The organism is Myxococcus sp. CA040A, from assembly GCF_013336725.1.
In the GTDB taxonomy this organism is placed as follows: Bacteria; Myxococcota; Myxococcia; order Myxococcales; family Myxococcaceae; genus Myxococcus; species Myxococcus llanfairpwllgwyngyllgogerychwyrndrobwllllantysiliogogogochensis.
In genome coordinates this window covers 177,985-200,735 of the sequence record NZ_JABUMR010000005.1, presented here as the reverse complement: position 1 = coordinate 200,735, position 22,751 = coordinate 177,985, and the positions used below count along the sequence as shown (strand labels likewise).

Annotated in this window: 20 protein-coding genes; 9 read left to right on the top strand and 11 right to left on the bottom strand. The window is 69.2% G+C overall.

Annotated features, from left to right (window positions below; genetic code table 11):
• Nucleotides 1–71 precede the first annotated feature (71 nt).
• On the top strand, nt 72–755 hold the full coding sequence (locus HUA75_RS22725) for a macro domain-containing protein (RefSeq protein WP_174487593.1): 684 nt from the start codon (nt 72–74) through the stop codon (nt 753–755).
• A 27-nt stretch (nt 756–782) separates the two neighbouring features.
• Here HUA75_RS22725 and HUA75_RS22720 read toward each other — a convergent pair whose 3' ends face one another.
• The 3 genes from HUA75_RS22720 to HUA75_RS22710 form a co-directional block, all read right to left on the bottom strand.
• On the bottom strand, nt 783–1,526 hold the full coding sequence (locus HUA75_RS22720; protein WP_141641462.1) for a LytTR family DNA-binding domain-containing protein: 744 nt from the start codon (nt 1,524–1,526) through the stop codon (nt 783–785).
• On the bottom strand, nt 1,492–2,610 hold the full coding sequence (locus tag HUA75_RS22715) for a sensor histidine kinase (RefSeq protein ID WP_141641461.1): 1,119 nt from the start codon (nt 2,608–2,610) through the stop codon (nt 1,492–1,494). Before HUA75_RS22715 ends, HUA75_RS22720 begins: the two co-directional genes overlap by 35 nt.
• A gap of 78 nt (nt 2,611–2,688) precedes the next feature.
• The gene (locus tag HUA75_RS22710; protein WP_174487592.1) at nt 2,689–3,822 is read right to left on the bottom strand and encodes a histidinol-phosphate transaminase; all 1,134 of its coding nucleotides are present in this window, start codon (nt 3,820–3,822) and stop codon (nt 2,689–2,691) included.
• 203 nt (nt 3,823–4,025) lie between these two features.
• On the opposite strand from HUA75_RS22710, the gene HUA75_RS22705 reads away from it, so the two are divergent.
• The 3 genes from HUA75_RS22705 (at nt 4,026) to HUA75_RS22695 (ending at nt 7,883) form a co-directional block, all read left to right on the top strand.
• Nucleotides 4,026–4,940, top strand: coding sequence for an FAM151A/B family protein (locus HUA75_RS22705; RefSeq protein ID WP_174487591.1), 915 nt, complete (start codon nt 4,026–4,028; stop codon nt 4,938–4,940).
• Nucleotides 4,941–5,130: 190 nt separating this feature from the next.
• On the top strand, nt 5,131–5,790 hold the full coding sequence (locus HUA75_RS22700; protein WP_174487590.1) for a hypothetical protein: 660 nt from the start codon (nt 5,131–5,133) through the stop codon (nt 5,788–5,790).
• Between the two features lie 74 nt (nt 5,791–5,864).
• Complete coding sequence (locus tag HUA75_RS22695; protein WP_217446287.1) at nt 5,865–7,883, top strand: hypothetical protein; 2,019 nt, start codon at nt 5,865–5,867, stop codon at nt 7,881–7,883.
• A gap of 19 nt (nt 7,884–7,902) precedes the next feature.
• On the opposite strand, the gene HUA75_RS22690 is transcribed toward HUA75_RS22695, so the two are convergent.
• Together HUA75_RS22690 and HUA75_RS22685 are read right to left on the bottom strand one after the other, a co-directional pair.
• On the bottom strand, nt 7,903–9,111 hold the full coding sequence (locus HUA75_RS22690) for a HAMP domain-containing sensor histidine kinase (protein WP_254627711.1): 1,209 nt from the start codon (nt 9,109–9,111) through the stop codon (nt 7,903–7,905).
• Complete coding sequence (locus HUA75_RS22685; RefSeq protein WP_141641457.1) at nt 9,095–9,769, bottom strand: response regulator transcription factor; 675 nt, start codon at nt 9,767–9,769, stop codon at nt 9,095–9,097. The genes HUA75_RS22690 and HUA75_RS22685 overlap by 17 nt, the downstream gene beginning before the upstream one ends.
• Before the next feature lie 148 nt (nt 9,770–9,917).
• On the opposite strand from HUA75_RS22685, the gene HUA75_RS22680 reads away from it, so the two are divergent.
• Nucleotides 9,918–10,718, top strand: coding sequence for an alpha/beta hydrolase (locus HUA75_RS22680; RefSeq protein ID WP_174463956.1), 801 nt, complete (start codon nt 9,918–9,920; stop codon nt 10,716–10,718).
• A gap of 25 nt (nt 10,719–10,743) precedes the next feature.
• On the opposite strand, the gene HUA75_RS22675 is transcribed toward HUA75_RS22680, so the two are convergent.
• Together HUA75_RS22675 and HUA75_RS22670 are read right to left on the bottom strand one after the other, a co-directional pair.
• Nucleotides 10,744–11,124, bottom strand: a complete 381-nt coding sequence (locus HUA75_RS22675) for a type II toxin-antitoxin system PemK/MazF family toxin (protein ID WP_174456358.1) — start codon at nt 11,122–11,124, stop codon at nt 10,744–10,746.
• 40 nt (nt 11,125–11,164) lie between these two features.
• Nucleotides 11,165–12,622, bottom strand: coding sequence for a hypothetical protein (locus HUA75_RS22670; RefSeq protein WP_174487589.1), 1,458 nt, complete (start codon nt 12,620–12,622; stop codon nt 11,165–11,167).
• 315 nt (nt 12,623–12,937) lie between these two features.
• Here HUA75_RS22670 and HUA75_RS22665 point away from each other — a divergent pair, with 315 nt between their 5' ends.
• The gene (locus HUA75_RS22665; RefSeq protein ID WP_174487588.1) at nt 12,938–14,374 is read left to right on the top strand and encodes a tectonin domain-containing protein; all 1,437 of its coding nucleotides are present in this window, start codon (nt 12,938–12,940) and stop codon (nt 14,372–14,374) included.
• Between the two features lie 91 nt (nt 14,375–14,465).
• Nucleotides 14,466–15,305, top strand: a complete 840-nt coding sequence (locus tag HUA75_RS22660; RefSeq protein ID WP_254627710.1) for a hypothetical protein — start codon at nt 14,466–14,468, stop codon at nt 15,303–15,305.
• Here the strand turns inward: HUA75_RS22660 and HUA75_RS22655 are convergent.
• The 3 genes from HUA75_RS22655 to HUA75_RS22645 form a co-directional block, all read right to left on the bottom strand.
• Entirely contained in the window at nt 15,188–15,916 is a 729-nt protein-coding gene (locus HUA75_RS22655; protein WP_217446231.1) for a hypothetical protein, read from the bottom strand. The two genes, HUA75_RS22660 and HUA75_RS22655, sit on opposite strands and share 118 nt — an antisense overlap.
• Nucleotides 15,917–16,131: 215 nt before the next feature.
• Nucleotides 16,132–19,095, bottom strand: coding sequence for a hypothetical protein (locus tag HUA75_RS22650; protein WP_174487586.1), 2,964 nt, complete (start codon nt 19,093–19,095; stop codon nt 16,132–16,134).
• Nucleotides 19,096–19,475: 380 nt separating this feature from the next.
• The gene (locus tag HUA75_RS22645) at nt 19,476–20,579 is read right to left on the bottom strand and encodes a hypothetical protein (protein ID WP_174487585.1); all 1,104 of its coding nucleotides are present in this window, start codon (nt 20,577–20,579) and stop codon (nt 19,476–19,478) included.
• A 230-nt stretch (nt 20,580–20,809) separates the two neighbouring features.
• On the opposite strand from HUA75_RS22645, the gene HUA75_RS22640 reads away from it, so the two are divergent.
• Nucleotides 20,810–20,992, top strand: a complete 183-nt coding sequence (locus HUA75_RS22640) for a hypothetical protein (RefSeq protein WP_174487584.1) — start codon at nt 20,810–20,812, stop codon at nt 20,990–20,992.
• Between the two features lie 62 nt (nt 20,993–21,054).
• Here HUA75_RS22640 and HUA75_RS22635 read toward each other — a convergent pair whose 3' ends face one another.
• Complete coding sequence (locus tag HUA75_RS22635; RefSeq protein WP_141641449.1) at nt 21,055–21,624, bottom strand: cysteine hydrolase family protein; 570 nt, start codon at nt 21,622–21,624, stop codon at nt 21,055–21,057.
• A gap of 111 nt (nt 21,625–21,735) precedes the next feature.
• On the opposite strand from HUA75_RS22635, the gene HUA75_RS22630 reads away from it, so the two are divergent.
• On the top strand, nt 21,736–22,719 hold the full coding sequence (locus HUA75_RS22630; protein ID WP_141641448.1) for a GlxA family transcriptional regulator: 984 nt from the start codon (nt 21,736–21,738) through the stop codon (nt 22,717–22,719).
• Nucleotides 22,720–22,751: the final 32 nt, after the last annotated feature.

Sequence of the window (22,751 nt, the reverse complement as noted above, 5' to 3'; positions counted from 1 at the left end):
AATTTTTTCGCGGGACCGGCCGGTGCTCTGGCGGGTCCCGCTTGTCTTGAGTGGACCTGGGAAGGTCGTGCATGCGCTTGTCGAACGTGGTGTTGAAGAGCCCTGACGTGGGCTCACGGCTGTCGTCTGTCGAAGTGGTGCAAGGCAGTCTGGTGAGCGGACGCGAGCGGGTGCTCGTCAATGCATCCAACACGAATGGCCAGCTCGGCTCGGGTGTCTCCGGCGCCATCCGCCGGGCGTGCGGCGAAGGCTTCCAGGAGCACATCCTCGCGGCGCTGAATGCGCGCTTCGGTGGACCCATGTCGCCAGGCGAGGTGCTGGTGACGGAGGCGGGCGCGCACCCCACGGCCAAGTGGGTGGCCCACGTCGCGGTGATGGACTATCGCGAGGGCATTCACGGGGGCTCGTTCCCGGACTCGCAGCGCATCCGCGCGGCCTGCGTGAAGCTGTGGGAGACGCTGGAGCAGTTGGACGAAGCGGACCTCTCCGTGGCCATGGTCGCCCTGGGGGCTGGCACCGGAGGGCTCTCGCTGCGTGAGTCGGTGGACCTGGCGTGCTCCACGCTGAGCGAGCACCTGAGCGCCAGAGAGGGTTCGCGGCTCGGGCGTCTGGTCTTCTACGGCTACAACCTGCCGGAGTACATCGCCACCGTGGATATCGTCTCGCGCTACTTCGCGCTGCCGGAGGGCTCCGTGTCGCGCGAGGTGCTGGACTTCGTGGAGCGCTGTCGCGAGCAGGAGCAGCGCGGCAGGTAGTCGCCGCGCGCTCACGGGCGCAGCCGGTCAGCCGAACCGCTCGCGCAGCGCCGACGCATGGCTCCGGCTGAGCGGCAGAGGCGCTTCCAGCCCGCGCAGGTAGACGTCACCCCCGCCACTCAAGCCCCGGTCCACGCGCTCGACGTAGGTCAGGTTGACCAGCGCGGAGCGGTGGATGCGCGCGAAGGTCCGCTCCGGCAGGCGCAGCTCCCACTCCTTCAAGGGGCGCGGCGACAGCGTGCACTGGCCGTCCGCCGTGACGAGCTCCACGTAGTCGCCCGCGCCGCGAAGGCAGACGAGCTGCTCCACCCGCACGAAGCGCGACTTCGCGCCGTTCTCCAGGAACAACACGTCCGCCTCGGTGAGCTTCTGGCGGGTGGGGCCCTGCGCGGGCGCCGGTTTACCCTGCTCCCGTTCCACCAGTCGCTCCACGGCCCGCGCCAGCCGGTCCGGATGCACGGGCTTGAGCAGGTAGTCCAGCGCGTTGACCTCGAACGCCCGCAGCGCGTGCGTGTCGTGGGCCGTGACGAAAATCACCTGGAATGGCCGCTCGGGCAGGCGGGCGAGCAGCTCGAAGCCACCCTCTCCGGGCATCTGCACGTCCAGGAAGAGCAGCTCCGGCCGCAGCTCCTCGATTCGCTCCAGCGCGGACTTCACGCTGTCCGCCTCGCCCACGACCTTCACATGGGGAGACGATGACAGCATCTCGCGCAGCTCGACTCGGGCGAGCCGCTCGTCATCCACGAGCAACGCGCGCAGGGGCAGCGTCATGCGATTCCTCCGCGAGTATCGGGGTCCATTCCATGGCGGGGAGCTCGACGACGATGTGGACCCAGCCCTCCGTCTCCGACGTCTCCAGCTTCGCGCGGTCCGCGTAGAGGTGGGCCAGTCGCTCGCGCACGTTGCGGAGCCCGGTGCCCGTGCCCTGGGGGCCCAGCTCGCGCGCCGCGGGCGCCCACGTGCCGGTGTTGTCCACCTGGATGCGCAGTACGTCCCGCACCCGCGTCACCCGCACACGTACGCGCACTGGCAGCACGCCGGACGCGAGGCCGTGCTTCACCGCGTTGTCCACCAGCGGCTGGATGAGGAACGCGGGCACGGTGAGCTGCTCGGTGCCGGGCTCCACGGAGAGGCTCGCGTCCAGCTTCTCCTCGAAGCGCACCGACTCGATGCTCAGGTAGCTGCGCACCATGGACAACTCCTCCTCCAGCGGGACATGTGGGTAGTCCCCTTTCTGGAGCGAGAAGCGCAGGAAGTCCGCCATCTCCGTCACCATGCGCCGCGCACGGGCGGGGTCCTCCCCGATGAGGGCGCGCACGGAGGTGAGCGCGTTGAACAGGAAGTGCGGGTGCATCTGGTGACGCAGGGACGCGAGCCGCGCCTCCTGCGCCAGGGTGTCCGCTCGCAGGGCGCGCTCGCGCTCCTCCTGCCAGGCTCGGGCGTGTTTGATTCCGAAGTAGAGCCCGCTCCAGCCCAGCAGCGTGACGCCGTATTCCAGCGAGAGCCGGGGAAGCGACATCTGGTGTCGATGCCAGTCGTACGTGGGATAGAGCCAGATGGCCCACAGCTCACCCAGCACCGTCCAGAGGACTCCGAACGCCGCGCTGGTGACCATGGCCCAGAGCGTCTGCCGCCGGAAGGTGCCTGGAAAGAGGCGCCGGTAGGCCAGCCTCATCACGCTGGTGAGCGCCAGGCCGTACAGCGCGCGGTGCGCCTTGGCCACCACCAGGTGCAGCGCGCCGCCATCCGCGTTGATGGCCGGATAGAAGGTGATGATGAGCAGGATGGCGTAGAGCCCCCAGCCCCCGAGCTGCAGGGTCCAGAACGCTGGAGCGGGGGCCAGGCGGTGTTTCATGCGCGGGAACCTACCAGAGTGAATCCAGCCCGACGACGCGCGAGCGCCTCGGGGATGCGTGCGCCTGTCTGTCTGCTCTCAGGTCTTCAGCATGGAGCGCAGGAGCGTTCCGAACGCGCGCATCTCCTCCACCGTGCCCAGCGTCAGGCGCAAGGCGGAGTCGTCCAGGGAGATGGGGACGTTCGGGTTCGTCATCAGGTGGAAGCCATGGGGGGCGAAGCGCACGGGCAGGTCCAGTTGCTGCCGGGTCAGCGGAATCCAGAGGAAGTTGCCGTGGCCCGCGATGTACTTCATCCCCAGTTCGTCCAGGACGCGGGTGGTGACCTCGCGAGACTCGGCGGTGAGCTTGCGCATGCGGGCGAGGAAGGGCTTGTCCTGGAGGCTCGCCGTCGCGGCCATGATGGACGTGGAGTTGGGGAGGGACATCCGCAGCTCGGACAGCCGCTGGACGACCTGGGGCTGGGCCAGGGCGTAGCCCACGCGCATGCCGGCCAGCCCATAAATCTTGGAGAAGGAGCGGGCGATGATGACGCTTCTTCCCGCGCGCACCTGGTCCACCATGGACTGGCCCGGCGCGGGCTCCAGGTAGTTCAGATACACCTCGTCCACCAGCACGGTGGCGCGGGGAGACACCGCCTCGCAGAAGGCGCGCAAGCGGGCCGGGTCGACGACGGTGCCCGTGGGGTTGTTGGGATTGCACACCGAGACGAGCTTGGTGCCCGCGCCCACGCGGGCCTCCATGGCCGCAAGGTCATGCGTCAGCGTGGCGTCGAGCGGAACGCGTTGCACCTTCCCTCCGACGCGCTCGGCGTAGTTGGCGAGGACGGGAAAGGTCAGGTCCGCGCACACGACGCCGCCCCCACCGGAGGCGTACTCCGCCGCGATGATCGTCAGCGCCTCGAAGGAGCCCGCGGTGAGCAGGACGTGCTCGGGCGTCAGGCCCTCCTGCTCGGCGATGAGGCGCTTGAGGGCATTGACGCTGTCGGTCGTGGCGTAGCGGCTGCTGAGGTGGAGGGACTCGCGGATGGCTCGCTTCGCGCCTTCAGAAGGGCCGTAGCGGTTCTCGTTGGAGAAGAGGCGGACGGGGTCCTCGCCCGGCGCGCGCCTGGGCGCGGGGGCGGCCCGTGCGAGTTCGGGCCGGAGCGCCAATCCGGCGGTGGTCGCCGCGGCGCCGGCGAGGAGGGCCCTGCGGGTGGGAAGGAAGTGGGACACGTCGATTCTCCCGGCGCTGAATGGGGTGGACGTCTCAGCGCGAGGAGAAGGTTAGGGGCGTGGCGGGGCGCAATCGCGGCCGCATCTGTGAAGGCCCGCGCGCAGCCGGCGAGCGGTGTCCTTCACCTGTGAGCGGCGGGGGCGGCGCATCCCAAGCACCTTTTCGTGCCATTCCCCGACAATTGAGAATCGGAGGATGCACCATGCCTTTTGAGCACGGCGGTCGGATTGGTCCCAGGGTCGTCCCGCTCCCCAAGCCGTCTCCTCCGCCCCCGGCGCCCGAAGTGAAGGCCGTCGCTCCGGCGACTGTCGCCAAGGGCCACTCCCAGGTGGACAGCTTCCAGGCCACCACCGCCAGCGCGAAGTCCGCCGAGTCCCCCGCACCAGTGGACAACACCTGGTCTGGGACCCAGCCGCTCTCCGAGGCGCGCAACGCGCATCGCACCAACACGAAGGAGCAGTTCGAGGACGCGCTGAACAGCGGCGCGAACTGGTTCGAGGGTGACGTCCGGAAGGAGATCAACAAGGACTCTCCGGAGATGCGCCACGACAAGAACCACGAGGATGGGGACAACCTCACCCTCAACGAGTGGCTGACGATGGGGAAGGAGTCCGGGCGCGGACTCAAGCTCGACATCAAGGAGGCCGACCAGATGCCGGCCGTCCTCGACGAGCTGGAGAAGGTGGGCATCTCCGAGGACCGGTTGATGCTCAACCTGGGCTTCGAGGACATGCAGGAGTGGGGGCCGAAGATTCGCGAGCGCTTCCCCAATGCCATCCTGGCCATCAACCCGCCCACCGGGGGAGACGTGAAGGGGACGGATGCACAGAAGATGGTCGACCTGGCGAAAGAGCTGGGCGGGCCCGCCACCTTCGTGGTGCGTCACGACAAGCTGACCGACGAGGCCATCAAGACCTTCCTGCCCGCTGGGAGCCCCGCCGCCGGCACCATCTCGGTGTGGGGCGATTCGAAGGACCCCGTGAAGGCCGCCGAGGACCTGAAGGCCCGAGGCGTCAACGGGATGATCGACATCGCCGGACCCCATGGGAACAGCTGGGGCGACAGGGCCGACGCCGTGAAGAACTGGTTCAAGACCGGCTGGGACAAGTTTCTCTAGCCGCGTTGCTGGGAACGCGTGAGCGGCAGCCGGTGTCAAAGCCGCCCGCGTTTCCGTGGCGCCGGGGATGTGCCGCGCGTGTGTCGCTTTGCGGCGCCGCCGCGCGACGTGCCACGCTCCGGACATGGCCTTCGAGTGCAAGGGATTCGGCGCGAGCCTGAGAGGATTCATTCCTCGGTGGGCTCTTGCCATGGGATTGGGGCTGAGTCTCCGCGTGCATGCCCAGGTGGAGACTCCCCGCGAGGAGCGGGTGCGGCTCGCGGAGCGCTTCGTGCTCGCCGCGCGAGAGGTGTTGGGCGTGCCCTATGTGTTGGGTGGGCGCCTGCGGGAGGGCGGCGCGGGGCTCGATTGCCAGGGCGTGTTGTTCTACGCCGCCGAGCGGGTGGGGCGCTGTGGCTGGAAGTCCTTCTCCGTGCTGCCCACGGTGTCGGTGCCCTCGGAGGAGTTGGGGGCCTCGGTGTCGGGCCTGTCCCCCATGGCGTCCTCTTCGCTCGAGGTGTCCCGGCTCCTGCCCGGTGACGTGCTGTGGCTGGTGGGGTTCGACGCCAATCCCGCGGAGGCTGCCGTGGGCGAGCTGTCGGGCCGCCCTGTCTGGGTCTGGCATACCGGGCTCTACAGCGGGAACGGGAAGTGGATTGTCGGTGACCACTTCGCTGGCGAGGTGGTGGAGGTGGACCTGGTGACCTACTTGAAGGAGCACGCGGACACCTACTCGGGTCTGGTGGTGACGCGGATGGAGCAGGGTCCTCGGCCTGGCCGCTGTCGTCAGCATGCGCCCATGCCGAAGCCTCGTGCGACGCGCACGGCACCTCCCGGGGTTTCACTCCCGCGCCGCGATGGCGGCACGTGAGTGGCTTTGGATGGACGGTGACAGTTGCCATCGGGTAATCCGTGCGGCTGCGTTTCACTTCGGGGAGCGTGAGCGTGAACATCAAGGGACTGACAGGGCTGGCGGTCCGCATCGAATTCAAGAACGCGCCGAGGAAGGAAGCGGCCTGGCTGCGAAGCCGGCTGGAGGGGCAGAAGCGCTCCGTCGCCCAGCGCCTCGAAGAGCTGCGTCAGCGTCCGCTGGTCGACCTGGGATGGCTCTCCAGCCCCATCGAGCTCTGCTATGCCGTGGCCGACGCGGAGGTTCCGGCGGAGCGCGTGTTCCTGGAGGCGCTCCTCGACCTGGCCGTGCGGAAGGGTGGGCGGGGAGAGCTGGCGGTCTTCGCGCTCGACGGTGACGTGCGGTGCTTCCTCTGGGAAGGCACGAAGCGCGCGCTGTCCGTGCGTCACTCCGACCCGCGTGTGAAGACCGACTTCGTCACCTTGCGGAAGCACCGCCGGGAAGCGGCGCTGCGGTACGTTCCTCCCCGGACAGACGCCCTGCGCTGCGCGTGTGGTGTGCCCGTCGCACCAGAGGCCGTGGCCTGCGCGAGTTGCGAGCGTGACTTCACCGCGCCCATCGGCATCGAGTCTCGGCCCGAGGACCTGGAGCGCTTGCGGCCCATGCGCGACCGGCTGATGGAGCTGAGGATTCCGCTGCCCGAAGGGGACGTCTTCCTGGCGAACGTGTTCCGACCGCGCAACGCGTTCGAGGCGGTGACGCACGAGGAGCTGCTCCCCTTGGCGGGCGTCAAGCTGCTGAGCCGCCGCGAGATGAAGCGCCGTGTCGAGCTGCTGTCCGAACTCGAGGGCTGGCCGAAGCGCTACGCCCTCCCGGGGATGTCGGGCGAGTGGAGCTTCTCGCAGTGGTGCGTGGGCCTGGTGCGCCAGCTTCGCCCTTCGGCACGCAAGGTCCTGGAGCGACTGGCCAGGGAGCAGGGGGACCTGTTCGAGGAGGTCAAGGCCGTCGTCCGCGATGAGCCGGGCTGGATGGCGGCGGGAGAAGTCAGTGGAAGCTCGCTGCCCGCCTCCTTCCAGCAAGAAGCCATCGCCCATGCCCTGGACTTCATCCGGCGCTTCGGTGGCGACCGGGTGGAGCTGCCCGACGAGTATCTGCCGGCCCTCCAGCACGTCGCTCCGGACCTGCTCACCGCGAAGGAGCTGAAGCGCGGCGAGCAGTACCTGGATGAGCGCGCGATTCGTTCGGGCGTTGGTTTCGGGGACTACTTGAAGCGGCGGGGCGCGAAGGCGAAGTCGAACACCCATGCGCTCGCGGCGGCGCTCAAGCAGGCGGGAGACCCCGACGCCGAGGACCGTGTGCCAGATGCGTTCCAGAACCTGGCCCGTGGCGTGGTCGAGTGGCTGGTGGATGGCCGTCGACCCGAGGTGGAGGACGTGGATGGCGACTGGCTCGTTCGGGAGTTCGAGGCGCTGAGGCGCTCGAAGGCCCTGCCGAAGGTCATCCTCCAGCGCGCGGAGGAGGCTCGGCGCCTGCCCGCGCCCTTCGGCCTCACGGGAGCCCGGTGCTGGGACGTTCAGCCGGCGCGACTCTCCGACGAGGACCTCAAGGCCCGGGCGGCCTGTCCCGAGTGCAATCGGCGCGTGAAGCCGACGCGGGTGTTCCACATCCCCTCGCTCGACACCGACACGGAGGCGCGCACCCTCCGGCTCTACGAATGCGAGCCGTGTGACAGGGCCACGCTGTTCGCCCGCGCCGTGAAGCCGGCCCGTTCGACGAGGGCCCGTGCGCGTGTCTTCCTCGAGTTCAAGAACGCGCATGAGGTCAAGCGGCCGCTGCCGGAGGGCTTCGTCAGATGGCGCCACGAGCGCTTCGTGTCCCGACAGGTGAAAGGCAAGCCGCTCGCGCTCCAGCTTCGAGGGCTGCCGCTGGTGCTGGAGTCGCATGACACCGACCTGGACCAGGACCTCGGCTGTGGCCATCCCTTCGTCCGGATTCGCATCCATGCGAGCCAACTGGACCTTCAGCCCGGCTTCGGTGGCGGCACCGTCACCGGCGGGCTGTGCATGACGCCGGGCTGCAAGAAGCCGGACGTCCGGAATGTCCGCGACGACTGACGCCTGACGCGCGCGGCCGTCAGGTCTCGCGGGGCCATGTGAGCCGCACCTGCGTCCCGTGCGGCTCCAGGGGACTGATGGCCATGTCCCAGGTGAACCGGCGCGCCAGCCGCTCCACGAGCGACAGTCCGATGCCGAAGCCCGTGTGTCGGGGTTCGACCCGGCCGAAGCCCACACCCGTGTCGCGGATGCTCCAGCTGTCGGGGGAGATGTGGATGACGATGCGTCCCTGGCTCGTGTAGGCGAGCGCGTTCTTGATGAGGTTGCCCAGCATCACCCGCGCCACGGACCCTGGCAGCGACACGAAGACCTCGCCCTCCGCCTCGATGACGAGCTCCACGTCGCCGCGCTGGCGGGGGCCGCCGTACAGCGCGGCCATCTCGCGGGAGATGCGCACCAGCTCGCAGTCCTCGTCGGTGCGGCCCGCGCGGGCCAGCCAGAGGATGCCCTCGGTCAGCAGGCCCATGTGGTGGACCGCCTGACGCAGCCGCTCGAAGGTCTCCACGTCCGACGGTGGGTCCTGCTCCAGTATCTCCACCGCGCCCTGGGCCACGGCCAGCGGCGTGCGCAGCTCGTGGCTCGCATCGCGGTTGAAGGCCCGCTCGCGCTCCAGCAACTCCTGGATGCGGGTGTCCCGGTCGCGCAGGGCCGCCGCGAGCGCGCGCACCTCGGCGATGCCGCCGTCTTCTTCCGGGCGCGGGGTCGCATCCGCTTGCACCCGCGACACGAGCTGCTCCAGGGGACGACTGAGTCGTCTCGCGACGATGCGCGAGAGCAGCGCGGCGCCCAGTAGGGCCAGCAGGGCGCTGGTCACCAGCAGGTTGGCTGTCCGTTGGAGATGGCGCGTGGTGCTCGTCAGCTCCGTCGTGTTGAAGACCACGTAGCGCGTGGGGCCCTGGGATTCGTCCGGGCGCACCGCGACATGGAAGTGGCCATGGTCCCGGGTGAACACCTCGCGCTCGCTGAGTGGAGCGTCCTTGGGCACCGACTCCTGGATCCACGGTGGCAGGCTGGCGTGGCCGACATAGGTCGTCATGCCGGACGGGACGACGCTGGCTTCACCCGGGCGCCGGTCTGCCTCGGTGGCCACCAGCCGGCCGAAGATGGCGTCCTCCAGGTCGTAGCTGAAGACGGTGAAGAACGCTCCCATCAGCACGAGCGCGAGCACCGCGGACAGCGTCATGGCGCCCAGCAGGAGGCCTCGGACCGACCTAGTCTTGGGGCGCATCCAGGCTGTAGCCCTCATTGCGTCGGGTGGTGATGGAGGGGCTCATCCCCAGCTCCGCGAGCGCGCCTCGCAGGGCATAGACATGGGTGCGCAGGGCGCTGGATTCCGGGGCCTCGTCGCCCCAGAGCTGGTGGGCCAGCTTCTCCGTGGAGACAGGCTTGGGCGCGGCCTCCATGAGCAGCTTCAAGATGAGCGCCTCCGTCCTGTTGAGGCGCACGGTGCGCTCGCCCAGCCGCGTGTAGCCGGTGTCCGGCTCCAGGGTGAGCTGTCCCACCGTCAGCCGTCGTCCACTCGGAGGCACGGGGCGTCGCGCCAGGGCCTCGAGGCGCAGGCGCAGCTCGCGCAGGGAGAACGGCTTCACGAGGTAGTCATCCGCGCCCGCGCGAAAGCCCTCCTCCTTGTCTTCGAGCGTGTCCCGCGCGGTCAGCATCAGGATGGGGACCAGCCGGGGCGCGAGCTCCCGGTAGCGCTGACACAGCTCGATGCCGTTCAAACCCGGCAACATCAGGTCCAGGACGATGACGTCGTATTCATGGCCCAGCGCGAGCGTGAGTCCCTGCGGCCCCGTGGTGGCGAAGTCCAACTGGAAGTCCGCTCCCAGGAACCGGGCGATGTTCGCCTGGAGGTCGCGGTTGTCTTCGACGATGAGCACTCGCATGGGGATGCCCGGGAGGGCAGGGGACCTTGGAAGGAGAGGGCCCCAGGTTATCAGTCGCCGCGTCAACCGGAGGTCAAGCCGGCGTTGACGCGTGGCTGACGTGGGCGTTGGCAAGGTGGCGGGGCCTCTCACTTCGAGGAATCCCGACATGACTCGCCTGCTCTCGCTGTGCCTGCTGCTGCTGTCCGCCTCCCTGGCCCACGCCGCCGAACCGGGGGCCCCGCTGGACGTGCGGGGCGCGGACGGAGAACGCATCCCCACCCAGGTGCTGGAGCCCGAGGGCGGCGCGGCGAACCCGCCAGTGGCCATCCTCCTGCACGGCCTCACCCGGAAGAAGGAGGACTGGCTGTCGGACGCGGCCCCCACGCATGGCGGTGTGTTGAAGGACGCGCTGCTGCGGGCCGGCTACCGCGTCTATCTCATGGATGCGCGACGACACGGGGAGCGGGCCACCCCCGAGGCGAAGCCTGGGGCGCTCGCCAAGCAGGCTCACCGTGGCGAGCCCGGCCCGTATATCGCGATGATTGCCGACACCATCAAGGACGCCCACGCGCTGCTCACCGCCGTGCTGGCGAAGGGCAAGCCGCCCAGGGTGCTCGTCGCCGGGTACAGCATGGGCGCCCAGGTGGGGCTCGTGCTCGCGGCGCGTGAGCCTCGTGTCACCCACCTCGTCACGATGGTGCCGCCCCACATCGAGCCGACGATGGAGGAGATTGCTCCCTCGCGACACATGTCACGGATTCACCAGGACTGGCTGCTGCTGACGGCGAACCAGGATGACTTCGCCCCTGTCGCGGAAAGCCGTGCGCTGTTCGACGCGGCCCCGTCTCGTCGCAAGGTGCACAAGACCTTCGACAGTGGTCATGCGCTCCCGCGTGAGTACCTGGACGAAGTGAGCCGCTGGCTGCAAGCGGACCGCCGAGCGCCCGCTGGTGGCAAGCGCCCCTGAGCGCGGCTGTCGTCCGTGTGGCGAGTCATCGGCCGTTGAAGAACGCGGCCTGCTGGAATCGCAGGCCCGCGAGCACCTGCTCCACCCGCTGCGCGGAGAGCGTGCCGATGTACTCGCCCAGTCGCGTCTTCTCCACGGAGGAGACTTGCGACACGACCAGCACACTGTGCTTGGGCAGGTTGCCTTCACCCACGTCGAGCAGCACGTTGCCCGGCTCGTTCGCGCGCTTCAGGTTCGACGTCACCGCGCAGACGACCACGGTGTGGATGCGCGAGTGGTTGAAGACGTCCTCCTGAATCACCAGGTGGGGATGCAGGATGGGGGGAATCGACCCTCGCGCTTCATCGGACTCCATCCAGTAGAGGTCGCCTCGGTGGAGGGTCCGTGGGGGCCGGGGCTCTTGCATGGCGGTCCTTGTAGCGCTCCGGGTAGGCCCTGTCCTCGCTTCAGTTCAGGCGCGCGAGCAGGGCCGCCAGTTCGCCCGTGAGCTTCGGGGACTTGAGCGCGCTCTTGAGGAGGCGGGTGAGGGGCTCATGCTCAACGGGTGACGCGGCGCTCAGCCGGAGTGCCCACTCCGTGCCCAGCTCCTCCGCGAGTTTGCGCTGGGGACCGGGGTGCGCGAGCAACCAGGCGCGCAGCTCGGTGACGAGCGCCGAATCAGGGACTGCTGGTGTGAGCCGTGCCTCGACGCCTGGCAGGGTCCGCCCGTTCAGCACCGCGTCGAGGTGGTCCCATGCATCGAGCAGGTTCCACGCCCCATGCGTCCCCGCACCAACGCAGGCGCACAAGGTCAGTACGCGCTCCACGTTGTTCTCGGTCGGGTCCGACATCGCGAGTGCCGCGGCACGCGCGAGGAGCCGACCGCGTCCCCCGGCGGTCGTGAGGTTGATGGCGCGCTCCGTCCACCCTTCGAGCGAGACCTGTCGCAGCAGGTCTCTGGAGCCAGGGCTTCCCGAGTGCAACGTGTCGAGCGCGGAGCGGAGCCCCTCACCGCCGAGCGAGCGAGCACCGGCGCGTTCGAGGGCCCAGCCCATGAGCTTTCTTCGCTCCGGTTCATCGAGTCGTGCCGCGAGCTGCCCCGGACCTGGGTAGTCCCAGGGCCAGGCCACGCCTTGCGCCATCAGGTCGAAGGGAATGCCAGGGCGTCCTCGACGGCGGTCCTGCCGCACGCCTTCGAGGACCCGCTGGAGCAGCGCGGTGTCGCGCGTGCCGCTCGCGACGCGGCGCCAGTCGACGTCGAGTTTCTCCCAGCGGAGCCCTCCTCTGGCGATGCGCGCCTCGGCCGCCGTGAGGGCCGCTGCCTGCTGTGCCTCGAAGGACTCCGCGCCTGAGGGAGGGGGCATGCGTTGTTCGAGCCCCTCGCGCGGCAGGCTCCGCCACCGGGCCTCGATGTCCTGGAGCCTCTCGGCGAGCCAGGAGTGGACGTCGGGGGATGCGAGCGGCAGCGGTTCGGTGGGGCCCACGGGCTGGGTGCAGACGAGGTCTTGATGGTACTGGCCGACGCTCGGGCCACTCATCCCTCCGAAGCGGGCATCGAGCGCCCATGCGGGCTCGAGGTCTCGCTCCGTCGTGAACAACATCCACTGCTCGGCACGGGGCACGCCGTTGAGTTCGGCCAGCTCCAGGTGGCGGTCGTGTTCGTCGAGCAGCCTCGGCGCGCTGAGCAGGCGCAGTCCTGGAGCTTCGTCACCGTCGTCGAGTTCGATGGGAGAGACCCACACGAGGCCCCGTGCTTCGAGCAGCTCGCGCAGGTCGCCCCGCAGCTCGAACCCGCGCCGCCAGAACGCGGCCTCGTAGCGCTCCAGTTGCTCTCGCGAGAGTGGCTCCGCGCCGAAGAGCGCGCCAAGGCCCGCGTGTGTCTGGCGCGCGCTCCACGCATCCCACAGCTCGACGATACGCGACATGGTGCGCTCTCCAGATTCACCGTGGAGCGAAGTCCTGCTCGCCCCATCCCTGGACCATCGCCGACGATGACCCGTGAGGCCATGGGGGAGTGGGCGTGGAGAAGCAGATGTGGTCAACCCAGGGGCTGTCGAGACGGCCCACCGCGCTGACACGTCAACGGACACGTCAAGAAGCGCGAGGAGCGACTTTTGACACACCCGACCCCGTGCATCGGGTGGGCCTCGCCCCTCTGGAATGGATGGAGCCTGACTGGCCTGCTTGTTGCTCTCGGGCTGTTCGCAGTCACTTCGACCCCCCGAAAGCGACACGCCCCCATGAACCCCTCATTGAAGTTCGCGAACCTCGCGGCCCTGTGTCTGGGCTTGATGTCTGTCACCGCCAGCTCCCAGGCGGTCGCGCAGCCGCTCCCCGCCATCGCGCAGGTCCCGCCGAGCCCCCCTCCCGCGCTTCCCGCTGGCACCAAGGTGACCTGTACGCAGGGACCCGGCACGGGGGCCGCGGCCGCCACGTGTCCCGTGCTCAAGTACGACGGCTACACGTACTGGGCGCTCAGCTACGGCGACAACCGCATCGGGATGACCATCGCGGCGTATGACGCCACGGGCGCGCTCGCGGCGAAGTGGGAGAAGCCGGGCGCGCGTTATGTGTATGGCATCACGGTGAACCCCACGAACAAGACGGTGACGTTCGCCGGGCAGACGGACGCGAAGATCACCATGACCTGGGACGAGCTGGTGCCGCCTCCCGTGGTCGTCCTGGTTCCTCCCGTGCCTGCGCCCGCGATTCCCTCCGGGATGAAGGTCACGTGTACGCAGGGGCCTGGCACCGGAGCGGCCGCCGCCACCTGTCCGGTCATCAAGTGGAAGGGCTACACCATCTGGGCCTTCAGCTACACGGACAACCGCGTCGGCATGGGCATCGTCGCGTACGACGCCGCGGGCAAGGTCGTCGCGCAGTGGGAGAAGCCGGGTGCGCGTTACGTGTACGGCATCACCGTGAACACTACGGACAAGACGGTGACGTTCGCGGGCCAGTCGGATGCGAAGATCACCATGAAGTGGAGTGACCTGCTGGCGTCTCCGACGCAGCAGTGGGTGCTGCAGCCGGGCCCCCAGGGCGCGACGCTCAAGCAGATCTCCGTGGGGAGCGCGAACGCCGTCTGGGGTCTTGATACCGCGGGCTTCAATTGGAAGTGGACGGGCGCGACCTGGCAGAAGATGGGCGGCACGGTGACGAACATCTCCACGGCCTCGGATGGGACGCTGTGGGCCACCAATCCCCCGGACTCGCTGCGCGTGCTGAAGTGGGATGCGACGGGCAACAAGTGGACCTGGAACATGCCCACGGGCATGAAGCAGGTCACCGCCATCAACGCGACCACGGCCTGGGGTCTGGACACCGGTGGCTCGTTGTTCCGGTGGACCGGCTCCGCGTGGGAGAAGAAGGGCTGCTGCGTCAGCCAGCTCTCCGTGGGCGCTGATGGCGAGCTGTGGGCGACGAATCCCGCGGACTCCAACCGCGTGCTCCGCTGGGACGGCACGAAGTGGACCTGGAACATCCCCGCCGGAATGACGTTCGTGTCCGTGGGCAACGTGAAGAACATCTGGGCGCTGGACGGCTCGGACCAGGTCTACCAGTGGAGTGGGACGGCCTGGCAGAAGGTGCCCGGCGCGCTGCGCAACATCTCCGCCGCGGGGGATGGCTCCGTGTGGGGCCTCAACGCGCAGGGCCTCGTCTACAAGTGGCAGTGACGGACGGGTAGGAGCGTGGGCGAACTTCACGCTCGATGGAACGGCTGGGAGGGCCGGGGGTGTCTCTTCGAGTCACCCCTGGAGGCCCTGCTTGCTGACCCTCGTGTTGCTGAGCCTGCTCGCCGTGCCTCCCGTGGCGGCGGTGGAGGTCGAGGTCTTCGTCCCGCTGTGTGACAACGCCTTGATTCAGTGCGGTCGTACACCGGCGGGCGCGCCTCGTGCCCTGGAGACGAACCTCTACTGGGGCGCGATGTATGGCGCGGAGCGGTTCCTCTCACGGGCCTCGGGATTCAAGGTGGTGAGCCGCGAGGCGGGGCCGGCGGAGTCCGCGGTGTTGCGCGTGCTCGTCCTGGAGCGGACCGCCGCCAGGGGAGAGCGGCCCGTGCGGCTGCGGCTCCATGCCTATGCAGGCGACCGGATTGACACCGCGCTGGAGGACTTCCTGCGGGCGGCGGCGGGCGCGAGCAAGGCCGACCTGTTGGTGTGGGCCGGACATGACCGGCTGATGGACCGCGCGCCTCCCCAGGTGGACACGCCGCCGGGTGCCACGCCAAGGCCCGTCGTCGTCCTGGCCTGCATGAGTGAGCAGTTCTTTGGCCCGGTGCTGAAGACGCTGGGCGCGAGCCCCGTCGCCCTCACGCGAACGCTGATGGCACCGGAGGCCTATCTCCTGGAGGCGCTGGCCACCACCGTGGCGCGGCATGGGCCCACGGAGCCCACGGCCATGCGCACCGCGCTCGTGGAGGCGTATGCCCGCTATCAACGCATCTCCCACCGCTCCGCCAGCTCGGTCTTCTCCAAGCTGGGTGAGGCTCACGAACGCCAGGCGGGCCGAACGCCCATGGCCCCGAGGAGCAGCGCCGTCAGCGCGGAGGGAACCCCGGCGAGCAGCGGCGCGATGAGGAGACCGGGACCTCCATTGAGGAAGTAGGGGAGGTCCAGCAAGAAGAGGACGACGCTCGCCGCCGCGAGCAGCATCAATGCCCGGACGTCCTCGGGTTGGCTCTCCGCGTTGAGGACCAGCTTGACGGCACGCCAGAAGGTCGCGCTTCCGAGCAGACCCACCATCAGATTGGCGACGGGCGGGAACCCGTAGCGATTGGCGAGGAAATCCACCACGACGGGAAGGATGAGCCCCAGCACCAGGGCGGCGGCACCGCCGAGCCCGGTGAGCGTGGCCGCGATGGGGACCAGCCAGCGAGGGAGCCGTGGAGGCCGGGCATTCGCGAAGGCCAGGTCCTCCTCGGGCACCTCGCGTGCCTCGGGAACATCGAGTGAGCGCAGCGCCTCCACCGCGAGCTTCCGACACGACTGTCCACGGCGGTCGCGCACATGCGTCAACGTCCGGGATTGAAGCAGTCCCAGCAGGACCTCGCCCAGCGCGGGAGGCCCGCCCCGCCCAACGACTTCTCGCAGCCTCGCGCTCAGCGCCTCGACGTCGAGCGTTGCCTCACCCTGCTGCGCGAGCAATGCCTGTTCGGCGAGTCCGCGCAGGGTCGCGACTTGCATCGTCGCGAAGTCAGACGGTTCTGGCTCGTTCACAGGGGCATCCTACGCGAAGCCGTCAGTCCCCTGTCTTGCCCGGCAGTGCTCCCGTCCCGAGGTGCCTCTCTAGCGCCAATGCCGGCGTGCCGCCACGGAGCGCCGCGTGGCGCGACGACAACCGAAGGAGCCCAGGCCTGGGCGGGGAGCCTGGGCCCCTCCTCGTGGAGGCCCCACGCGGGGCGTGGGGCCTCGTCGTCGCGTGAAGCCGTTCGCTAGGGCTTCGTGTCCAGGTAGCGCCGCAGGTTGTCCAACTGCACGTTCGGACCATTGGGATACTTGGCTCTGTCGAAGAACCGGTCCCAGTCCTCGCGGGTCTTCATCGGCCTCGTCAGGTCGGTACGGCACCTGCGCACGAAGTTCTCGATGTCCTGCTCCGGGTCCTTGGACCCCTGCGTGTAGGCGTCGAGCATCGCCACGAGCTCCGCGGGCTGATGTCCGTAGGCCTCCATCATGTCCTTCATCTTGGTGAGCGCGGTGGCCGAGGTGTCGAGCAGCTTGGGGTACTTCACCGCGAGCTGTTGGACCTGCTCCGGCGGGAGCTTCAGGTCCTTGCCGAGCTGCTTCAACGTCTTGGGGTCGGCGTCGAGCATGACCGAGGCGACCGGGTCCTTGACGCCCGCCGCCTCGAGGGACTTCTTCACGTCGTCCTTGTCCTTGCCCTCCTTCAGCTCGTCCGCGACGAAGGAACCGAGGGCGCCCACCGCGAAGGCCCCGCCCGCGATCGCCAGCCCCCAGAGCGGCACCGCCACCACCGAGGCCATGGCGAGTCCGAGGCCCCCTCCGCACAAGAGGGTTTTGGAGCCCGCCTGGAGGTATTCCTTCTCATTGAAGGCCTCGATGGCCTTGAAGCCCTCCCCCACCGCGACGACGGCATTACCGACGCCGGAGAGCCGCCCCAACAGCGCCGGGACGTTGGCCGCCGGCCCTGTCATCCGGAGGAACATCGCGGCGCCATCTCCCGTGAGGGCCAGCGCGTCTCCCGCGGTGGTGATCTTCTCCGAAAGTTTGGCGTCATCCAGCTTGCCGCCGCTCTCCACCAGTTGGACGAGCGTGCAAGCCATCCCCAGTCCACGGAGCGCCTGCCCCCCAGGGATTGCGCCGATGTCGTCCGAGAGCTTCGTCTGTGCATCCTTCTCGCCGGCCATCACGGCCTTGAGGCCGTCGCAGATCTTCTTCATTTGATCGGGAGTCGTACCGAAGAGCGCTGCTTTCTGCTCCAGCGAGCCCAGGAGGCGCTTCGCGCCCTCCATGTCCTTGTTGGCGGCCTTCCGGAGCACGAACTCGCCAATCGCGCTCGTCATGGCCGAGGCGATCTTGGTCCCCACGTCCGAGCCCAACTTGCCCAGCTTCGCCACGTCCAACAAGTGCTCCATGGCGGGAGAAGGCTGCCCCTCGAACTGCTTGTTCAGCTCCTTCTGGAGCCACGCCTGACCCGAGCTGGTGTTGATGAAGTCGGGCACCTGCTCCTTGACCGCGCCGATTTCATTGCGAAGCTTCGTCTCCCATTCAGGGCGCTTGGCGTTGGGGTCGCGCACGCTGCCAGGGGGCTCGAAGGCCAGGCCCGCATCGACGACGCCCTGGAGCTTTCCGGCCGCCGCCTCGAGGTCTCCGTACTCCTGGTGACGCTCCCGGAAGTCGCGGATGGCCACATCCCGCTGCGTGTCGGTGAGGGAGTCACCCATCCCGCCGATGTGCTTGGCCAGGACCTCGTCGAGCTCCTTGACCTTCTTCTGCCTCTCCTCGAAGTTTTTGCGCTCCGTCTCGATGCCTCCGCTGACTGCCCTGGACACGTCGGCGACGGCGAGCGTCTTGTTGCTCTCGCTCAGCTTCTGGGCGAGGCCGACGCCCAGCTCCGCGCCTCCGGGCTTCGAAATCAGGCCGGACAGGGCCTCCTTCGCTTCGTCGGGGAGGCCCTTCGTCGAGACGCCCTCCGCCAGTCCCGAGATGATGCTGTTCTTCAAGGCCGGGTCGGCCTTCGCGGCGACGGTCAGGGCATCCAGCATCGGGCGGACGTCCTGCCCCGGGTCCAACGACAGGGCCTTCTTGGCCATCTCACCGAGGCCCGGCGCCAGCGCCGCGAGCAGCTTCTTCTTGGTCTCCGGGGGATAGGGGCCGTCGAGCGCCTCCTGGAGCGCCGCGGCACCGGGGCCGCTCGGCGAGCAGCCCTTGGTGGCGTCGAGCACCTCCTGGGCCTTGGCGCGGATCGCCTCGTCGGGGGTGGCGGGCAGGGCCGCGCCGAACAACTTCGTCTGCTCCTCGGGGGAGAGCAGGATGGCCGCGTCCACCGCGTTCGTCACCTTGGCCTTGTCCGCGTCGGGGAAGGGCAGCTTTTCGCCCACGCCCTTCGCGGCGCCGTTCGCGTTGCGCTGGGCCTCGAGCGCCCGGGTGGCGGCGTCCAGGGCCGCCTTCTTCGCCTGGTCGGCCTCGGGCCCCGGCGGCAGCGTCGCCGCCTTCTGCGCCGCATCCTTGGCCTCCTTCAGGGCGGTGTTCGCGTCCGTCAGCGAGGTCTGCGCCAGCTCCCGCTCGGCCACGCGCGGGTTGCGAGGGCTGGTCTCGTCCGCCACCATCATCTTCTGCAGCTCGGCGGGGACCTTCGCCTTGTCCAGGGCGGCGGCGCGCTCGGGCGAGCCGGGCTTCGTGTCGAGGATGCGCTTGACGCTGCTGGCGGAGAGGCTGCCCGCCTCCTGGTAGTGCGGCTGCGCCTTCTTGAAGGCGTCCATCGACTCGTAGGACTTGTTCGTCGTCGGGTCGAGGACCTTGTCGCCCTGCCGGATGACGACGTGGCCGGACTCGCCCTCCTTGCCCGCGCGGGTGTCCTTCAGGAAGACCATGTCCGACTTCGCGCGCAGCTCCGGGGTGGCCTTGTCGGCCCAGTCGGCGGCGACGTCCAGGCAGTTCACCTGTCCGTCCTTGGCGTCCTCGGTGAGCAGCGACGTGGCCGGAGCCTCGGCGCCCAGGCGCTTGCCGAAGTCCGTCTGGCGCGTCTGGCCCTCGAAGGCCGTGTTCGACTTCCGGGCGGCCTCCGCCGCCTGCTGGGCCTCCGCTGCCTTGCGCGCGGCCTCCGCCGCCCGTCGTGCCGCCTCCGCCGCGCGACGCGCCTCCTCGGCGGCGCGTCGTGCCGCCGCCTGCTGCTCGTTGACGCTGCTCCGACTGCCACTCGCGGGGCCGACGCTCATGAAGCCACTCCTGGAAAAACGTGGGGGATGTGGACAGCTCCAGGAGCAAGGACCGGGCCCACGGCCAAGTGCGCGTACCGACGAGGAAGGCGCACCCGGGCCTGTAGGCCGCGGACTACAACTCACGCGGAAGTCGATGTCCGCGGCCTGCAACGGTGACATCCGCGGCGTCGCGCTCGGGCTCTGGCCCGGAGCCAGGCGTCGGCGGGAGACGCCCCGCCGGCTTCCGCGAGGTCCTCGGGATGCAGGCCGGTGACCAGTCCCTCCAGCTCCTCCGCGAGGACCACCCAGAGCCCGTGTCCCAGCTCCTGGGACAGCGTGGGGACACGCGATTTGCAACACAGAAACGAATCGGCGGTGGACCCGGTGCGCCGCCGCGCTCAGGGGCGCGCCTCAATTGGAGGGAGCGGGACGGCGCGCAGGTTCTTCTCCCCTCCACCAAGGGCCAGGGAGGCCCCATCGCGGGAGAACGCGAGGGCGCGGAACGCGCGGCTTCCGGCCTTGTACGCGCTCCAGCGCCCCTCCTTGCCGAGTTCGATGACGAGGCCGTTGTTGGTGACGATGACTCCCAGTCCATCCGCGCGGAAGCCGAGGGCGGCCCCTCGCGTGGACGGGCCCGTCGTCAGGCCGCGCGCGAGCATCGACAAGGAGTGGCGCGCGAGTTCCTCGCCGCTCGTTGCGTCGAGCACGAGCATGTCATGGCTCATCCCGCCACCAACGGTCACCAGGCGGTGCAACGCGGGGTCGAGCGCCAGGTCCGTGACGGTGCCGTCGATGACATTCCGAGACGGCGGGCGCTGCCACAGCAGCCGGGCGTCGGTGAGTCGGACCGCGCTGATGCGGGAGTAATGGGTGGTGGAGTAGAGGATGTCTCGGTCCGGGGACAGGACCGCCTTCACCTCCTCGTCGAGCAACAAGGCGGGCAGCAGGGGTTCGCAGGTGAGCGTGGCGAGGGAGACCCTCACCAGGGACGGCTCCGGCGTCACGAGCGCGGGATGCGCGGCGGCGAGGGCCGGGTCCACCCTGCGCGTCTCGGACCTCACCGGGTTCCCGTCCGGGAACGCGAGCTTCCAGTTCGGGGACTGGGCGATGAAGTGCGCGTCGTCGACCCATACGAAGGGCCGCATGATGGGCAGCGTGTGGACGACCTGGAAGGAGTGCAGGTCGATCAACTGGCAGCAGGCATGCTGCCCGCCGATGCGCGCGCCTCCCGCGAGGAGCCAGCGTCCGTCCGGCGAGAGCGCCCCCGGGCCGATGAGGCCTGGGAGCTCGGCCTCGAGGTCGAAGCGGGGTCCGCTCCGTCGCCGCAGCCGCCCGAGCTCACGGGCGAGGTCGGGGGACTCGACGACCAGGAGCGAGCCTCGCGGCTCGAAGGCGAGGAACTCGACGAAGGGGAGCGTGTCCTTCGCGACGATGGTGGGCGCCGCGCGCGGTGACGCGGGTGCGGACCGGGGGAACACCTCCGTGCACTCAACCCTTTTCATGCGGGGACGCTATCACGAGCGCACCAGGCGCCCACCCCTGAGCGCCATGCCAGGAGGGCACGCTACGCCGCGAAGCGCGGCTCGCGAGGATGAACGGGCAAGCCGCTCCGCCACGCCCGACACCGATGCGGCCTCCGCGCCAGGTGCAATGCCGATCATTTAGGTGGCCCTTGCATGGGCCTACCAAGCTGGTGCGTGTTGAGATGGAGTGAGCCGCGGATGAGGCCGGCGTGGAGCCGCCGCGCATCAGCTTCGTCAATGCGCTGTCGCTCATCCGCAACGCATGGCTGGTCTGGTCGACTCCGCCGCTGGCTCCCGGACGGATTCCGGAGCACCTGCTCGACCTGCGCAGGCACTGGGACTGCTGCTACTCCCGGAACGAAGAAGCGAGAGGCGCTACCCACGAGTTGTAAAGATGAGCAACTACGACAAGAAGTGGGTGAAACGCCCCCGCCCTCACTGACCGGTATTGGCGCTAGCGTCCGGACTGGGCGAGGAACTCGGCCGTCGGTACGAGCTTGCCGTAGCCCATGCCGAGCGCCGCGAGGAACGCGGCGTGGACCTGCGGCGCGGAGACGTGCTGGCCGTTGAACTCCAGGCTCCGGGCCGCGCAGGCATCGTGGAGGATGGTGACCGCGTAGCCCTGGTCCGCCGCCGCGCGCGCCGTGGCGTCCACGCACATGAGCGTCATCATCCCGGTGACGACCAGGTGCTTCACGCCCAGGGCCCGGAGGCGCTCCTGGAGGTCCGTCTCCCGGAAGCTGTTGGGGAAGTGCTTGAGCACCACCGCTTCGCCGGGCCGGGGCTCGACGCGGGAATGAATCTCCGCCCCCGGAGTCCCCGGCAGGAAGAACGTGGCCCCGGGCTGCGGCGACTCGTGGCGGATGTGGATGACCGGCAGGCCCCGCTCACGGAAGAAGTCGAGCGCCGCCCGTGCCTTGCCGGCCGCCGCGTCGGCGCCGTCCAGCTCGAACCGACCTCCGGGGAAGTAGTCATTCTGGATGTCGATGAGCAGCAGGGCGGCGTTTTCCAGGGGCGTGTCCATGGGTGTTCTCCTCCAGCGGGTTCTCGTCTGTTGTCCGGCTGAATATCCAGACGCCGCTCCCGGCAGGAGTGCTCGGATTGACAAAGTCCGGGCGGAAACCGACAAGCGCTCATGGCTGCCAGGTCCTCGTCACTCCACATCGCGGTGTTGGCCCTGGAGGGCTGCGTGGCCTCCAGCGTGACAGGCCCGCTGGATGTGTTCGCCATGGCCAACCTCCTGAGCCGCGAGCAGGGCCGGAGCGAGCCCTTCACGGCCGAGCTGGTGTCCGCTCGCGCCGGCCCCGTCCGGAGCTTCCATGGCCTGGAGCTGGCCGCCGCGCGGGTGCCGGCCCCCACCGACTGCTTCGACGTCGTCTTCGTCCCCGCCGTCATCGGCAACCTGGAGGGCAGCGTGGCCGAGCGCTCCACGGCGGACTGGCTTCTGGGGCAGCACGCGAAGGGCGCGCAGCTGGCGGCGGTATGCGCCGGTGCCTTCCTGCTCGCGAAGACGGGCCTCCTGGATGGGCGGGAGGCCACCACCCACTGGGGACTCGCCCAGGACTTCGAGGCGCGCTATCCGCGCGTGGCGCTCAAGCCGGAGCTGCTCCTTGTGGACCACGGCGACGTGCTCACCGCGGGTGGCGTGACGGCGTATCTGGACCTCTGCCTGCATCTGGTGGCGAAGCACGCCTCACCGGAGCTGGCGGCGCTGTGCGCGAAGATGCTCCTGGTGGAGCCCGGCCGTCGGTTCCAGGCGCCCTATGCGGTGCATGCCGCGCCTCGGGGCCACGGGGACGATGCCGTGCTGCGCGCCCAGGAGTGGCTGGAGGCCCACCTCTCCGGCCCGGTGAGCCTGTCGGGCGCCGCCGTGGCCGCGAGCCTGGGAGAGCGCACGCTGTTGCGCCGCTTCCGCAAGGCCACGGGTGACACGCCGCTGGATTACGTCCAGCGCCTGCGCGTCGAGGCCGCCCGGCGCCTCCTGGAGACGACTCCTCGCACCGTGGAGGACATCTCCCAGGCCGTGGGCTACGCGGACACCACGTCGTTCCGCCGCCGCTTCAAGGCTCGCACGGGGCTGACGCCCGACGCCTACAGGCGGCGCTTCGCCTTGCGTTGACCGGAAAGCAGTTCGCTCAATCCTGACACACC

Coding starts and splice junctions, on each gene's coding strand:
- HUA75_RS22720 (WP_141641462.1), bottom strand. CDS start 1,526: ATGACGCTGCCCCTGCGCGCGTTGCTCGTGGATGACGAGCGGCTCGCC.
- HUA75_RS22690 (WP_254627711.1), bottom strand. CDS start 9,111: ATGCGCCCCAAGACTAGGTCGGTCCGAGGCCTCCTGCTGGGCGCCATG.
- HUA75_RS22715 (WP_141641461.1), bottom strand. CDS start 2,610: ATGAAACACCGCCTGGCCCCCGCTCCAGCGTTCTGGACCCTGCAGCTC.
- HUA75_RS22650 (WP_174487586.1), bottom strand. CDS start 19,095: ATGAGCGTCGGCCCCGCGAGTGGCAGTCGGAGCAGCGTCAACGAGCAG.
- HUA75_RS22630 (WP_141641448.1), top strand. CDS start 21,736: ATGGCTGCCAGGTCCTCGTCACTCCACATCGCGGTGTTGGCCCTGGAG.
- HUA75_RS22680 (WP_174463956.1), top strand. CDS start 9,918: ATGACTCGCCTGCTCTCGCTGTGCCTGCTGCTGCTGTCCGCCTCCCTG.
- HUA75_RS22665 (WP_174487588.1), top strand. CDS start 12,938: ATGAACCCCTCATTGAAGTTCGCGAACCTCGCGGCCCTGTGTCTGGGC.
- HUA75_RS22675 (WP_174456358.1), bottom strand. CDS start 11,124: ATGCAAGAGCCCCGGCCCCCACGGACCCTCCACCGAGGCGACCTCTAC.
- HUA75_RS22685 (WP_141641457.1), bottom strand. CDS start 9,769: ATGCGAGTGCTCATCGTCGAAGACAACCGCGACCTCCAGGCGAACATC.
- HUA75_RS22705 (WP_174487591.1), top strand. CDS start 4,026: ATGCCTTTTGAGCACGGCGGTCGGATTGGTCCCAGGGTCGTCCCGCTC.
- HUA75_RS22670 (WP_174487589.1), bottom strand. CDS start 12,622: ATGTCGCGTATCGTCGAGCTGTGGGATGCGTGGAGCGCGCGCCAGACA.
- HUA75_RS22725 (WP_174487593.1), top strand. CDS start 72: ATGCGCTTGTCGAACGTGGTGTTGAAGAGCCCTGACGTGGGCTCACGG.
- HUA75_RS22635 (WP_141641449.1), bottom strand. CDS start 21,624: ATGGACACGCCCCTGGAAAACGCCGCCCTGCTGCTCATCGACATCCAG.
- HUA75_RS22700 (WP_174487590.1), top strand. CDS start 5,131: ATGGGATTGGGGCTGAGTCTCCGCGTGCATGCCCAGGTGGAGACTCCC.
- HUA75_RS22645 (WP_174487585.1), bottom strand. CDS start 20,579: ATGAAAAGGGTTGAGTGCACGGAGGTGTTCCCCCGGTCCGCACCCGCG.